Annotated in this window: 14 protein-coding genes and 1 pseudogene; 5 read left to right on the top strand and 10 right to left on the bottom strand. The window is 49.8% G+C overall.

Annotation, left to right across the window (positions count from 1 at the left end; all coding sequences use genetic code 11):
- Nucleotides 1-34: 34 nt before the first annotated feature.
- Nucleotides 35-1,495, bottom strand: a complete 1,461-nt coding sequence (cls, locus tag RYZ59_RS18490) for a cardiolipin synthase (RefSeq protein WP_048211484.1) — start codon at nucleotides 1,493-1,495, stop codon at nucleotides 35-37.
- 142 nt (nucleotides 1,496-1,637) lie between these two features.
- Between cls and RYZ59_RS18485 the strand changes: the two genes are divergently transcribed.
- Entirely contained in the window at nucleotides 1,638-1,811 is a 174-nt protein-coding gene (locus tag RYZ59_RS18485; protein ID WP_005126414.1) for a YciY family protein, read from the top strand.
- A gap of 264 nt (nucleotides 1,812-2,075) precedes the next feature.
- On the opposite strand, the gene RYZ59_RS18480 is transcribed toward RYZ59_RS18485, so the two are convergent.
- Together RYZ59_RS18480 and RYZ59_RS18475 are read right to left on the bottom strand one after the other, a co-directional pair.
- A complete protein-coding gene (locus tag RYZ59_RS18480; RefSeq protein ID WP_318049968.1) occupies nucleotides 2,076-2,633 on the bottom strand; it encodes a hypothetical protein in 558 nt (185 codons plus the stop codon).
- An 820-nt stretch (nucleotides 2,634-3,453) separates the two neighbouring features.
- Nucleotides 3,454-3,750, bottom strand: coding sequence for a YciI family protein (locus tag RYZ59_RS18475; RefSeq protein ID WP_048211485.1), 297 nt, complete (start codon nucleotides 3,748-3,750; stop codon nucleotides 3,454-3,456).
- A gap of 215 nt (nucleotides 3,751-3,965) precedes the next feature.
- Here RYZ59_RS18475 and tonB point away from each other — a divergent pair, with 215 nt between their 5' ends.
- Nucleotides 3,966-4,694 carry a TonB system transport protein TonB gene (tonB, locus tag RYZ59_RS18470; protein WP_318049966.1) on the top strand — a complete coding sequence of 243 codons (729 nt, stop codon included), beginning with the start codon at nucleotides 3,966-3,968 and terminating at the stop codon, nucleotides 4,692-4,694.
- Between the two features lie 68 nt (nucleotides 4,695-4,762).
- Here tonB and yciA read toward each other — a convergent pair whose 3' ends face one another.
- From yciA to RYZ59_RS18450, 4 genes and pseudogenes are all read right to left on the bottom strand, one after another.
- The gene (gene yciA / locus RYZ59_RS18465; protein WP_048211486.1) at nucleotides 4,763-5,164 is read right to left on the bottom strand and encodes an acyl-CoA thioester hydrolase YciA; all 402 of its coding nucleotides are present in this window, start codon (nucleotides 5,162-5,164) and stop codon (nucleotides 4,763-4,765) included.
- Between the two features lie 164 nt (nucleotides 5,165-5,328).
- Nucleotides 5,329-5,868 (bottom strand): septation protein A, encoded by a 540-nt coding sequence (locus RYZ59_RS18460; protein WP_003020667.1) that lies wholly within the window; start codon nucleotides 5,866-5,868, stop codon nucleotides 5,329-5,331.
- Between the two features lie 56 nt (nucleotides 5,869-5,924).
- The gene (locus RYZ59_RS18455; protein ID WP_040233207.1) at nucleotides 5,925-6,668 is read right to left on the bottom strand and encodes a YciC family protein; all 744 of its coding nucleotides are present in this window, start codon (nucleotides 6,666-6,668) and stop codon (nucleotides 5,925-5,927) included.
- Nucleotides 6,669-6,696: 28 nt separating this feature from the next.
- Nucleotides 6,697-6,783: pseudogene (locus RYZ59_RS18450) on the bottom strand (YkgJ family cysteine cluster protein); the annotation flags it as partial.
- Nucleotides 6,784-7,064: 281 nt separating this feature from the next.
- On the opposite strand from RYZ59_RS18450, the gene ompW reads away from it, so the two are divergent.
- The 3 genes from ompW (at nucleotide 7,065) to RYZ59_RS18435 (ending at nucleotide 9,773) form a co-directional block, all read left to right on the top strand.
- Nucleotides 7,065-7,703, top strand: coding sequence for an outer membrane protein OmpW (ompW, locus tag RYZ59_RS18445; protein WP_040233206.1), 639 nt, complete (start codon nucleotides 7,065-7,067; stop codon nucleotides 7,701-7,703).
- Nucleotides 7,704-7,833: 130 nt separating this feature from the next.
- Entirely contained in the window at nucleotides 7,834-8,109 is a 276-nt protein-coding gene (locus tag RYZ59_RS18440) for a hypothetical protein (RefSeq protein ID WP_202039696.1), read from the top strand.
- A gap of 191 nt (nucleotides 8,110-8,300) precedes the next feature.
- On the top strand, nucleotides 8,301-9,773 hold the full coding sequence (locus RYZ59_RS18435) for a GGDEF domain-containing protein (RefSeq protein WP_318049961.1): 1,473 nt from the start codon (nucleotides 8,301-8,303) through the stop codon (nucleotides 9,771-9,773).
- A gap of 32 nt (nucleotides 9,774-9,805) precedes the next feature.
- On the opposite strand, the gene trpA is transcribed toward RYZ59_RS18435, so the two are convergent.
- From trpA to trpCF, 3 genes are read right to left on the bottom strand one after another with little or no spacing between them, the layout of a single operon-like run.
- The gene (gene trpA / locus RYZ59_RS18430) at nucleotides 9,806-10,612 is read right to left on the bottom strand and encodes a tryptophan synthase subunit alpha (protein WP_318049959.1); all 807 of its coding nucleotides are present in this window, start codon (nucleotides 10,610-10,612) and stop codon (nucleotides 9,806-9,808) included.
- Nucleotides 10,612-11,805 (bottom strand): tryptophan synthase subunit beta, encoded by a 1,194-nt coding sequence (trpB, locus tag RYZ59_RS18425; RefSeq protein WP_202038508.1) that lies wholly within the window; start codon nucleotides 11,803-11,805, stop codon nucleotides 10,612-10,614. Before trpB ends, trpA begins: the two co-directional genes overlap by 1 nt.
- 10 nt (nucleotides 11,806-11,815) lie before the next feature.
- Nucleotides 11,816-13,174 carry a bifunctional indole-3-glycerol-phosphate synthase TrpC/phosphoribosylanthranilate isomerase TrpF gene (gene trpCF / locus RYZ59_RS18420; protein ID WP_318050096.1) on the bottom strand — a complete coding sequence of 453 codons (1,359 nt, stop codon included), beginning with the start codon at nucleotides 13,172-13,174 and terminating at the stop codon, nucleotides 11,816-11,818.
- Nucleotide 13,175: the final 1 nt, after the last annotated feature.

The following is a 13,175-nucleotide window of genomic DNA, read 5'->3' as shown; positions in this document are numbered from 1 at the left end:
AATGACTACCTGTTTACTGTCTGATGGGCACGTTTTACAGCAACGGGCTAAAGAAGTAAAACAGTCGCTCAGCGATACGCTGCCAGAGTGGTCGTTTTACCCACAAACGAGCATCTAGCAGGCGGGAACGCGAAATATAATCATCCTGTACCGCGGCGAGGTCACCGCCGAATCCAGCATCGTCAATAACCAGTGTTATCTCAAAATTCAGCCACAGGCTGCGCATATCCAGGTTTACGGTACCGACCAGACTCAGTTCACCATCGACCAGCACGCTTTTGGTATGTAACAACCCACCTTCGAACTGGTAGATTTTCACGCCTGCCGCCAGCAACTCGGTGAAAAAAGCCCGGCTTGCCCAGCCAACCAGCATTGAGTCATTCTTGCGTGGAAGAATGATGCTGACATCTACACCGCGCTGCGCCGCTGTACAGATGGCGTGCAGCAGATCGTCACTGGGGACGAAGTAGGGGGTGGTCATGATCAAATATTCACGAGCAGAATATGCGGCGGTCAATAAGGCCTGATGGATTAAGTCTTCAGGGAAGCCAGGACCAGAGGCAATAGTGTGAATGGTGTGCCCGCTGGCCTGCTCAAACGGCATGATGTTGACATCGGGAGGTGGCGGTAAAATGCGTTTACCGGTTTCAATTTCCCAGTCGCAGGAGTAGACGATCCCCATGGCAGTGGCCACCGGGCCTTCCATTCTCGCCATCAGGTCAACCCATTGTCCGACACCGGCATCCTGTTTAAAGAACCGCGGATCGACCATATTCATGCTACCGGTGTAGGCGATGTAGTTGTCGATCATGATCATTTTACGATGCTGGCGCAGGTCCATACGACGTAAAAATACACGCATCAGGTTAACCTTCAGCGCTTCGACCACCTCGATACCCGCGTTGCGCATCATCGCCGCCCACGGACTGCGGAAGAATGCCACGCTGCCGGCGGAGTCCAGCATCAAACGACAGTGAATCCCCCGTCTGGCTGCGGCCATTAATGATTCCGCGACCTGATCGGCCATACCGCCAGGTTGCCAGATGTAGAACACCATCTCAATGTTATGACGCGCCAACTGAATATCGCGGATTAACGCCTGCATCACGTCGTCAGAGCTGGTAAGTAGCTGTAGCTGATTGCCTTTAACGCCGGCAATGCCCTGGCGACGCTCGCATAACTTAAATAATGAGGAGGCAACGCTGCTGTTTTCTTGCGCGAAAATATGTTTGCAGGCTTTGAGATCGTTCAGCCATTTAGCTGTTGATGGCCACATCGCTCTGGCACGCTCGGCGCGGCGTTTGCCCAGGTGAAGTTCACCAAAGGACAGATAAGCAATGATCCCTACCAATGGCAGTATATAGATGATCAAAAGCCAGGCCATTGCGGAGGGTACTGCGCGTCGTTTCATCAGAATGCGTAACGTTACGCCAGCAATGAGTACCCAGTAACCCAGAATGACCAGCCAACTCACCACGGTGTAGAAGGTTGTCATAAATTTAAAAATCCTTTTGAAAGCGTATTGTTAAGAGTTTACGCATCAGGAGTCATCTGGCAAATAAAAACACGGGAAAACCACTGGTCTGCATTCGGTCTGGGGGTATAATGCCCGCTCTGTGACTGGAAGAGTAGTTAACATGAAGCGTAGTAGAACGGAAGTGGGACGCTGGCGAATGCTGCGTCAGGCTAGCCGCCGTAAAGCACGTTGGCTTGAAGGGCAATCGCGCCGTAACATGCGTATCCACTCCATCAGAAAATGCATTCTCAATCATCAACGAAATTCGTTGCTGTTTGCGATCTACAGCATTTGATCCAAAAAGGGCACCGCTGGCGGTGCCCAATGTATTCCTGTCCGTTCTGTTTCTTAAAATACTTTTTGTATTGTCATTAGGCTTCCTTCGAAGAATTCCGCATAGTCAGACTGACCCCAACAAATGGACACGGCCTATCTTTGGCAGTCGGCTGTTTTAGGCTGGTTACTCGCGTAGGTAAAGAAGAGACGCTTTGCCGAAACGGTGTATTAATCTTCTCCTTATATTAATTCTTATCTATATGATTTTGTTTATTAAATCAACTTAGTGGTTGTTCGACATTCTTTCTTTTGTTTGCGGTTGGTCTTGCGCTCCTAATACAGGAAATGCGGTGTTTGATTTTTTAAGCAGCATAGATCGTTTTGGGAAGAATTTTTGTGCTGTTTCATCAGCTTCAACAATCAAAAAGTCACCTTTTTTGTAGATAGTAAAAGAGCCAAAGTATATTTTTTTGCCGGAGACCTTATCGAACGCAAAAGCATCAAGTGTGTCGCGCAGACCTCTTTCCTCACCTGAGAGGAATACGTAATCAAAAGGCATTTTGTTGGAGAGTTTTCCCGAGGTTATTGCTCCATCAATGACTGAGTTTTTAATGGTGATACAAACTTGGGAATATTCCGCTTGTTTTGTAAGCCACGTAGGAGGATTGACATCATTTTTAGTTGAGTTATCCCACTTTCCCTCTACTGCTGTAGAACCGCCGAGATAGGATTGCAATGACCTTACATTTTCCAGGACTTTATCCCCATTGACAAACGCCCAGGATAGGCAGACCACAATTATTGCTATGAATGGCCAAGCTGTGCTTTTTAAAAAACGCATATAAGTTCTCTTTATTACGTGTACCAGGTACCTGATATGTATATTTCATCGAATACCGCAGCACTAAGCGTTTTTGTCGTAACGGTATGATTACACTGCCTGATATCAAACTACATTGCATTCAATATGCTAGCTTTGCGCAGTGATTATGGTCGCGGCGCTATGTGTTTTACTGGCAAACAGCCGATCTGAAATTGCTCTGTTTCAGAGTGAAAACGATGTTTTACGTAATGATAACACATTGCACAGGCAGGTTATTGCCACCAAAACTTTCAACTTCAGCCGGTTCAACCAGGTAGCAGAGAGCACCACAGCATCAGGATAGTTGAAGAGTCTCGGCCCTCACAGTAGTCAGTACAAAACTCATCGTCATGCGTGAATAGCTGAAGTGTATGGTGAAGTCGATGCTTTGTGTCGGGATTTTATCCCTGATTGTTTCTCGTTCAGAAAAAAGACATAAAACACCAGACGCAGCAGGCTGGTGTTTAGAGAGATTTTTGGTTGGCGCGAGAGGATTTGAACCTCAGTCCCCCGATACCTATGATGCTGTGTGGCCAGTACAGATAAGGTCAGTGTTCGAGTCTTTCTAAAAGTAGATGGATCGTTTTGCAGGGATATCTACACAGCGAGCAGGGCGAGATAGTGCTCTTGTGTCATTGATTGTGCAAAGCGTCTACACAGAGAATTTTCCAGCCAAATGTCAGACTGAAAGTATAGGCGGTAGATAAAAGAGAGGACGCTTAAGCAAATGCGCCCTCAATTTGATAAGTGGATGAGTTTTTATTTCTAATGCTTTGAATAGTAAAGGTATACCTTAAATTTAAAAAACCTTTTTGTACGGTTTGACCGAAACCTGCGCATAAACGCCTGCAGCCACATACGGGTCGGCATCTGCCCACGCCTGCGCTGCTTCTAAAGATTCAAATTCCGCAATCACCGTCGAGCCGGTAAATCCCGCCGCACCCGGATCGTTACTGTCGACCGCGGGCATGGGACCTGCGGTCAGTAGACGACCTTCATCATGGAGGAGTTGCAGACGGGCCAGGTGAGCAGGGCGCACGGAAAGACGTTTTTCGAGAGAATCTGCGATATCTTGAGCATAAATAACATACAGCACGGGTAGAGCTCCTTGATCGGTATAAAGTCGCGTTTACGTTATTGGAAAGCCCTGGTAACTGCAACGTAAAGATAATAGCTTTGTTAAGGCCATATTAAGATAATGGTTTTTTTACATGAAATTGCGTTTTAAATGCGGCTTACTGTCATGGGCTTATTGAATATGATTGCTATTTGCATTTAAAATCGAGGCCTGGTTTTATAACTGAAACGATTATGACTGCAATGACCCTTGATTTACCTCGTCGCTTTCCCTGGCCGACGTTACTTTCCGTCGGCATTCACGGCGCTGTAGTGGCGGGTCTGCTGTATACCTCGGTACATCAGGTTATTGAACTGCCTGCACCCGCGCAGCCGATCTCTATCACGATGGTCGCACCTGCTGATCTTGAGCCACCTCAGGCAGTTCAACCACCGCCGGAGCCTGTCGTTGAGCCTGAACCGGAACCTGAACCTATACCGGAACCGCCAAAAGAGGCGCCGGTGGTGATTGAGAAACCGAAACCTAAGCCAAAACCGAAGCCGAAACCGATGAAAAAGGTTGAAGAGCAGCCCAAACGAGACGTGAAACCGGTTGAGTCGCGTCCAGCATCGCCGTTTGAGAACACGGCGCCGGCTCGTCCGGCAACGACCAGTAACGCGCCGGCAACCAGTAAACCTGCGGTTAGCGCACCGTCTGGGCCACGTGCTTTAAGTCGTAATCAGCCACAGTATCCGGCGCGCGCGCAGGCTCTGCGCATTGAAGGTCGGGTGAAGGTCAAGTTTGATGTGACATCAGATGGCCGTGTGGAGAATGTTGAAGTACTTTCCGCACAGCCTGCCAATATGTTTGAGCGTGAAGTGAAAAATGCGATGCGCAGATGGCGTTATGAGGCGGGCAAACCGGGATCTGGCCTGGTGGTTAATATCGTTTTCCGTCTGAACGGTACGGCGCAGATTGAGTAACTGACGTGCCGGAGTTGGCGTCAGGCCTTCTCCGGCAAGCAGGTTTGATAACGGTGTCAACGTGGTTATCAGACCTGTGTTGGTATCGGACGGGGTTTTCCATCTTTATCAACAGCGACGTAGATAAACAGGGCTTCAGTGGCTTTGTAACGCTGGCCGATGGGTTCCGAAGCGACTTTCTTCACCCAGACTTCAATATTAATGCTGATTGACGTCGTCCCGCGTTTTACGCAGCGTGCGTAGCAACAGACCACATCACCCACGGCAACCGGGCGCAAAAAGCTCATTCCTTCAACTCGCACCGTCACCACACGACCGTGTGCGATCTCTTTGGCCTGAATAGCGCCACCAATATCCATCTGTGACATCAGCCAGCCGCCAAAAATATCACCGTTTGCATTGGTATCGGCAGGCATGGCCAGAGTGCGTAAAACCAGTTCACCCTGGGGGGTGTTATTCGTTGTTGTCATTGTAGAACCGACTGTAGAGAAAGATTACAGGCGGGATGCTACTAGAATTTACGGGCGGAGAACAGGGGGGATGCAGTACGCGGTGGGAAGTAAGCGAGCTTGTCTGCCACGAAGAACGCAGGTGGATAAAAATTCGCCAGATCCGCAGATCTGGCGAACACATATTACGATTTATCTTCCTGCGGCAGATGGCGGTAGATGTAGACGCCGCTCAGCAACGTGAAGAATAAGGTCAGGGCGGTTAATCCGAACACTTTGAAGTTGACCCAAATGTTCTGCGGCAGCCAAAACGCAATATAGATATTGGCCAGTCCACACAGGATGAAGAAGACGGCCCAGGCCAGATTCAGCTTCGACCATACCGGCTGCGGCAGCGTCAGCTCTTTTCCTAACATGCGCTGAATCAACGGCTTTTTCATCACCCACTGGCTAACCAGCAGTGCACCGGCAAACAGTCCGTAAATCACCGTAACCTTCCACTTAATGAATTCATCGTTGTGGAAGAAAATCGTCAGGCCACCGAAGACGGCAACCAGAACAAAGGTGATTAACGCCATCTTCTCGACCTTGCGATAGCGAACCCAACTGTAAATCAGTACCACAGCCGTTGCGACAATAAGCGCCGAGGTTGCCGCGTAGATGTCATAGAGCTTATAAAAAGCAAAAAAGACAACCAGCGGTAAAAAATCAAGAAACTGCTTCATTCTTCGAGTCCGTAATCAAAAAGCATCGGGTAACACGCCCGGGATGCGTTCAGGGTTTATTGACGAATCAGCATATACAGGCGGAACAAATAGATCAGCAGCACAGCAGAGATCATATTGCTCAGCGTATTCGCCAATACCGCGCCTACGTTTGGCGTTAGTACTGCAAAACTTGGCGCAAAAAGCAACAGCAGCGTTTTTGCCAGTAGCCAACCGATCACTGCCGGCGCTACCAGTCGCATATTAGACCACGCCAGACGCATACTGTTGCGCATAGCGGCAAAGACGCCCATTTTATCCTGCACGACCATCACCGGCGCGAGGGCCAGCAAGATAGCCAGCAGAATACCAGGCACGACAACCAGCATAATACCGACCTGTACCAGCAGGGTAGTCAGAAAAATCAGAATAAACAATTTAGGTAATACCGGCGCGCTGGCGCCAATGGCGCGTAATGCGCTAACCCGATGACCCGCCGAAATCAGTTGAATCATCAGGATGATGCCTCCTGCAAGGATGGCATTACCAATCAGCCCTGAAAACGTCGATGCTGCAGAAGCGCGGAGCAAAATTTGCTGCTGCTCCGGCGTCATATTCTGCACCAGATCGAACAGGCCCACACTGCTGGTTAGCTGATCCCCTTCGCTCAGTTGCGCGATTTGCGCGTCGCTGGGAGAAAAGGCATGCCCTAGCACCACTGTGATAAACGCGCACAATAACGATACCAGCAAGATGGTAATAAATTGATTACGGAAAAAGTTTCCCGTGTCACGGTAAACGGATTTCGCCGTGATAGACATGCACTCTCCTTGAGTTTTGCAGGTGTTCATTTGCGCGCAATTGTACCCTGGATAACTCTACAGTGGCAGCATCGTGCGATGTATGGAAAAGCATATCTTTGTAAAGCTCCGGTAATTTTTGGCCAGGACTTCAGCAACTTGCAACATTGTTGTTTGTTCTCTGTACATCACGTTCAAATAACCAACATTTCGTGTCGGAGTCAAAGGTACTTGCATAGTGAAAATATATCAAAATTGATCTGAATTAATTTAACCAGGATTTTGAATGCAAGTTCTAACTTAATCTGGATCAATAAATGTTAAATTATCAAACTCAATGTGATCTAAGTTAGATCACTTATTACTCCATTGTGGGTATATTCGTTCCGCTTTTATAACCATAACGATGGAGCGGACATGAAAAAATTAACAGTTGCAGCATTGGCTTTAACAACTCTTCTCTCTGGGAACGCATTTGCGCATGAGGCCGGAGAGTTCTTTATTCGTGCAGGTTCGGCAACCGTCAGACCGACGGAAGGCGCGGGTGGTACGCTGGGAAGCCTGGGTGGCTTTGATGTCAGCAACAATACGCAGCTGGGCCTGACATTCACGTATATGGCAACCGACAATATTGGCGTTGAATTACTGGCAGCCACACCGTTCCGCCATAAGATCGGCACCGGGGCAACCGGTGATATTGCCACCGTTCATCATTTACCGCCGACGTTAATGGCGCAGTGGTACTTTGGCGACTCCAGCAGCAAACTGCGTCCTTACGTTGGCGTGGGTGTGAACTACACGACTTTCTTCGATGAAGGTTTTAACAACAACGGGAAAGAGGCGGGTTTATCCGATCTGAGCCTGAAAGACTCCTGGGGTGCAGCTGGACAAGTCGGTATGGACTATCTGATCAACCGCGACTGGCTGATTAACATGTCAGTCTGGTACATGGATATCGACACCACCGCGAGCTATAAAATGGGTGGCGTCCAGCAGCGCGACAGCGTACGCCTTGATCCGTGGGTGTTTATGTTCTCTGCGGGTTATCGTTTTTAAGTCAGTGATTCCAGTCTGAAAGGCTGGTCGTTTCGCGGCCAGCTTTTTCCCCTCTGTTTTTCCCTTCCCGACTTTCTCCCCTTTGATGTAATGCTACTCTTTAAGCAATCTGGCTTTGAGGGTATTGATGATGATATTGACCCGTCAGTTACTACAACAAAAAATTTCCCTTATGGAAGCATCCATAGACGATGATACGACAGAGTTTGCCGTGTATGCTGCGCGCGAATTATTGAATTACATGAGCAGGGTGGAAGCCCTGGAAAAGGTCATCGCCACACAAATCACACTACCTTATTGCAGCGCCAGTCCGGTTTGTGAAATCGAAGCTGGGTATGCCGCAGGAGTGAGCGACTGTCGGGAAGCGATTCGGCGTGCCGGCTATCCGATTGCCGGGGATGACTAGTTTGCATTTTTGTTAACAAAAATGTTCTTTTGTTGTATAAATCTGTAACTTAGGTACACGGGAGAGACGTTATTTTCATCGATTATCAGGGCCACAGGACGATCAATATTATTTTTAATACTCAGCGCTGTTATGCAACAACATAAACGGGTAACCGGTTTGGCATCACCGTTAACTATCAGGGTGGACTCGTGAAGATTGTGCAAGATAAGCTCAGGAACAGGCAGGCACTGCTGGTATCGGGGCTGATTACGCTGATATTTACCTCATTGTTTCTGTTTATCATCTACGAACAGCGTATGGCCACGGCCAGCGAAGGGATTAACCGCCTGCAGGCCCGTATGCTGGATATCTTTAACGATAATGAACTCATCGCCGATGCAATTGGTGAGCGCTACCATCACATTAAAAATGACGATCAATGTGATAATGCAGCGCAGTTTGTTCCGCGAAATGCCGGTGAATGGGGAATTAATGCCGACCCAAAGCGGGTGCATTCAGCGACAGGGACGATTATCGCCCGAGAAGCCAACCTTAAAGCTATATGTATGTATACGGCAGCGGAGTTTATTCGCGGCATGGTTAATGAGTTAAATCCTGGCAGTTTTGATGCGCATCGTTACATCATTGCCAAGAATGCGGATTATTTTTACTGGTTTATGCCTTCTGATTCGCGCAATTTTACGTTCTCTGATTCTGAAATGGCACAGGACATTACCGGATTTTTCTATCCGCCAGTCGATTTTTATACCCGTCTGCTGCAAAAAAACATTAAGAATAAAGCGCTCAGCTCAACGAATTTTTATACCGACAAAATTACCGGTGAAAAAGCCTACAGCGTGGTGAGCTATATCTATGACCTTTCCGGGAAAGAGATATCGGATCAAATCGTCGCCTATCTGGTCTATGACCATTCAAAGCCGGAGTTGCAGGAGGCGCTGGCAAATGCTTTTGACTATCAAATGCCACCGGGCCTGAATGTGGCTCTGGTGAATTTATCCAATAATGAGCGCCTCTGTTTAGCTGGCAAATGTACGGGTAAAACGCGCATTATGGTGCGGAAGTTGTCAGAAAAATATGCGCTGTACTATTCGATAGCATTAGGCCGGTTTATGGTGCGCGATACGCACGCCGGAATTGTGATACTGCTGGCACCGTTCTTCTTTATTATGATCAGTATCTCGCTGAAGTCGTGGCTGAATCAAAGCGACCTCAAGGTCTATATTGATTCGCTGACGGGCTGCTTTAATCGGCGAATTCTCGACATTATTAAGCGTCGGGACTTATCACATTGTTCTGTGGTGCTGCTGGATTGCAATAAGTTTAAGGCAGTCAACGACACCTGGGGGCATGCCGCAGGCGATCGTGCGCTGCAAACTATTGCCAACAGAATGTTGTCAAACACCCGTACCAGTCACGATCTCGTGATTCGTACCGGTGGGGATGAATTTATGATCCTGCTGTTTCGCTCCCAGACAAGTGATGCTATCGCGATTGCGCAGCGTATCAGTGGTCAGGTCAACAATCACGTTTTTGTGGTGGATGGCCACACCGTACCGCTGTCGGTGTCATGGGGAGTCGCAGAGGTGAAGGGCGACCTGGATGTGGCAATCCAGAATGCGGATAACGCCATGTACAAAATGAAGCAGGCAAAGGACGGGTAAAACCGCCAGAAGTCTCTGGCGGTTATTTCAGCTTACTGATGGGTCGCGGTTTTCATTGCACTGACAAAGGCTTTCAGCTCAGCCAGCATTTGCTCTGGTGCTGCAACATTCTTCTCAATGATTTTGACAATCGCCGATCCGGAAATAGCCCCCGCAGCACCTGCTTCAATGGCGCCTGTCACCTGGTCCGGTGCAGAGATACCAAAGCCCTGCAAAGAAGGCGGGGCATTGAATTCTTTCAGCTTTTCGACCAGATGATGCAACGGTAACGCTGCACGATTTTCGGCGCCTGTAACACCTGCGCGTGACAATAGATAGGTATAACCGCGGCCATGAGCGGCAATCTGGCGCAGCAGTTCCTCGTCAGCGTTAGGCGGGCAAATGAAAATTGGCGCGACATTATGGCGTAATGCCGCCGTTCTGAATGGCGCAGATTCTTCAACCGGCACATCGGCGACTAATACCGAATCTACGCCGACCTTCTCGCACTGCGCGTAAAATTCGTCAATACCTTTACTGAACACCAGGTTGGCATACATCAGTAAACCAATTGGAATGGTTGGGTGTTTTTGCCGAATCAGCGCCAACATTTCAAAGCATTGTGACGGTGTGACGCCTGCCGCGAACGCACGTAATGTCGCTTCCTGAATGGTTGGGCCGTCGGCCAGCGGATCGGAGAACGGAATGCCCAGCTCAAGCGCATCGGCACCCGCTTCGATCAGCGTATCAATGATTTTCAGTGACTGTTCAACAGAAGGATCGCCCAGGGTCACGAAAGGGACAAAAGCGCCTTCTTTGCGGTCCTTCAGTTGTGCAAACAGGTTTTCATAACGTTCCATCAGATTTCCCCTCGCGCTTTCAGAATATCGTGTACGGTGAAAATGTCTTTGTCGCCGCGACCAGAGAGGTTGACCACCAGTAATTGTTCTTTCTCCGGGTTTTCCCGCATCATTTTCAACGCATGTGCCAGGGCGTGGGAAGACTCCAGCGCCGGGATAATCCCCTCATGCAGACACAGCGTTTTGAAGGCTTCCAGCGCTTCATCATCAGTAATCGAAACATAGTCAGCGCGTCCGATACTGTTCAGATAAGCGTGCTGTGGCCCGACTGACGGGAAGTCCAGTCCCGCAGAAATGGAGTAGGACTCTTCGATTTGCCCTTCAGTTGTCTGCATCATTGGCGACTTCATGCCGAAGTAAATCCCAACACGACCATGCTTCAACGGTGCGCCGTGCTCGCCGGATTCGATCCCGTGACCACCTGGCTCAACGCCAATCAGACCAACGCTGGTTTCATTTATAAAATCGGCGAACATACCGATCGCGTTCGAGCCGCCACCCACGCAGGCGATCACGGCATCCGGCAGACGACCTTCTTTTTCCAGAATCTGCGCCTTGGTTTCTTCACCGATCATGCGCTGGAACTCACGCACAATAGTCGGGAAGGGGTGCGGACCAGCCGCCGTACCCAGCATATAGTGCGCGGTATCGTAACTGCCAGACCAGTCGCGCAACGCCTCGTTACAGGCATCTTTCAACGTGGCAGAGCCGCTGTGTACCGGAATAACCTCAGCACCCATCAGACGCATACGGAAAACGTTCGGGGACTGACGCTCGACGTCTTTCGCACCCATATAAATGCGGCACTTTAAGCCCAGCAAGGCGCTGGCAAGGGCAGACGCCACCCCGTGCTGACCCGCGCCGGTTTCTGCGATGATTTCTGTTTTCCCCATGCGTTTCGCCAGTAACGCTTGTCCCAGTACCTGGTTCGTTTTGTGCGCGCCGCCGTGCAGCAGATCTTCACGCTTGAGATACAGCGTCGTCCTGGTGCCGTTAGTGATGTTCTGACATTTGGTCAACGCGGTAGGGCGCCCGGCATAGTTTTTCAGCAGGTCAGTAAACTGGGCCTGAAACTCAGGGTCTTTTTGTGCACTGACGAACGCTTCTTCCAGTTGGCGCAGCGCAGGCATCAGAATCTGTGGCACATACATACCGCCAAATTCACCAAAATATGGATTGAGTAATGTTGTCATGTCCTTTTCCTTAATATGCGCGCAGCGTCTGAAAGACTGAAGCCAGCAGACGTGCATCTTTGATGCCCGGCTGTGACTCTACGCCAGAATTGAAATCGAGCCCGGCGCAGCCGGTTTTAGCCGCGTCGACGCAGTTATCTGCACCGAGTCCGCCGGCCAGTAAAACGTTATCCAGCGATTGTCCGCTTAGCAGCGACCAGTCAAAGCGCTTACCGCTGCCGCCCTGGCCGTTATCAAAAACGTATTTATCAATATGTTGATAGCGACGAGCGGGCAGTGATTCGCCAACGCTCAGTGCCTTCCAGATTTGCACCTGCGCGGGCAGCACCTTGCGCAGAGCATCGACATAGGCCTGATCTTCGCTGCCGTGTAGTTGTACGGCGGTCAGCGACAGTGCGGTGACTTTTTCGTGGACGTCGGCGATGTCGGTGTTACGGAACACGCCGACATACTGTAACGGTGCACCTGTCATAACGTCTCGCGCCTGCTCAACGTTGACAGCGCGCGGGGAGGTCGGGACAAAAATTACGCCGCCATAAATGGCCCCGGATTCGTACGCTGCTTTTGCATCCTGTGCACGGGTCAGTCCGCAGACTTTATTTTCGCCAAGCAAAACACGACGCACGGCGGTATGCAGGTCATCATGGGACATCAGCGCAGAGCCTATCAGAAATCCGTTGGCGAAATGGCTGAGTTCGCGAACCTGACCATAGGTGTTGATCCCGGATTCACTGATGACGGTGACGCCATGGCCCAGACGTGGTGCAAGCAGGCGGGTACGATTGAGGTCAATCGACAGGTCCCGTAAATCACGGTTGTTAATGCCGACGACTTTCGCACCCAGCGCAATGGCGCGCTCCAGCTCTGCTTCATTGCTGACCTCGGTCAGCACGCCCATTTTCAAACTGTGGGCGACGGCAGCGAGCTGACGATACTGTTCATCATCCAAAACCGACAACATCAGCAGGCAGGCGTCCGCCTGGTAGAAACGTGCCAGATAAATCTGGTAAGGATCGATAATAAAGTCTTTACACAGAATCGGCTGTGGTGCGATGCGACTGACGATGGGCAGGAAATCAAAGCTACCCTGAAAATATTTCTCGTCCGTCAGCACGGAAATTGCTGACGCGTAATGTTTGTATACTCCCGCAATCTGTGCCGGGTCGAAGTTATCACGGATCACGCCTTTTGACGGAGAGGCTTTTTTACACTCCAGAATAAAAGCGGTTCGTGTCCCTTGCAGCGCATCGTAGAAATCACGTGTGCTGGGTTGAACATCATTTTGAAAGCTGGCCAGCGGTTGTTGCTGTTTGCGGGCTTCTACCCAAATCGCCTTGTCAGCGACAATTTTCGCTAAAACGGTTTGCATC

It is taken from the genome of Citrobacter sp. HN-141, assembly GCF_033341895.1.
Lineage (GTDB): Bacteria > Pseudomonadota > Gammaproteobacteria > Enterobacterales > Enterobacteriaceae > Citrobacter.
Note: the sequence above shows the minus strand (reverse complement) of the source record. Positions and strands in the feature narration are given on the sequence as shown.

Excerpts from the sequence above, each read along its gene's own strand:
- cls (WP_048211484.1), bottom strand. The coding sequence starts at position 1,495 with ATGACAACCTTCTACACCGTGGTGAGTTGGCTGGTCATTCTGGGTTAC.
- RYZ59_RS18485 (WP_005126414.1), top strand. The coding sequence starts at position 1,638 with ATGAAGCGTAGTAGAACGGAAGTGGGACGCTGGCGAATGCTGCGTCAG.
- RYZ59_RS18480 (WP_318049968.1), bottom strand. The coding sequence starts at position 2,633 with ATGCGTTTTTTAAAAAGCACAGCTTGGCCATTCATAGCAATAATTGTG.
- tonB (WP_318049966.1), top strand. The coding sequence starts at position 3,966 with ATGACTGCAATGACCCTTGATTTACCTCGTCGCTTTCCCTGGCCGACG.
- yciA (WP_048211486.1), bottom strand. The coding sequence starts at position 5,164 with ATGACAACAACGAATAACACCCCCCAGGGTGAACTGGTTTTACGCACT.
- RYZ59_RS18460 (WP_003020667.1), bottom strand. The coding sequence starts at position 5,868 with ATGAAGCAGTTTCTTGATTTTTTACCGCTGGTTGTCTTTTTTGCTTTT.
- RYZ59_RS18455 (WP_040233207.1), bottom strand. The coding sequence starts at position 6,668 with ATGTCTATCACGGCGAAATCCGTTTACCGTGACACGGGAAACTTTTTC.
- ompW (WP_040233206.1), top strand. The coding sequence starts at position 7,065 with ATGAAAAAATTAACAGTTGCAGCATTGGCTTTAACAACTCTTCTCTCT.
- RYZ59_RS18440 (WP_202039696.1), top strand. The coding sequence starts at position 7,834 with ATGATATTGACCCGTCAGTTACTACAACAAAAAATTTCCCTTATGGAA.
- trpA (WP_318049959.1), bottom strand. The coding sequence starts at position 10,612 with ATGGAACGTTATGAAAACCTGTTTGCACAACTGAAGGACCGCAAAGAA.
- trpB (WP_202038508.1), bottom strand. The coding sequence starts at position 11,805 with ATGACAACATTACTCAATCCATATTTTGGTGAATTTGGCGGTATGTAT.
- trpCF (WP_318050096.1), bottom strand. The coding sequence starts at position 13,174 with ATGCAAACCGTTTTAGCGAAAATTGTCGCTGACAAGGCGATTTGGGTA.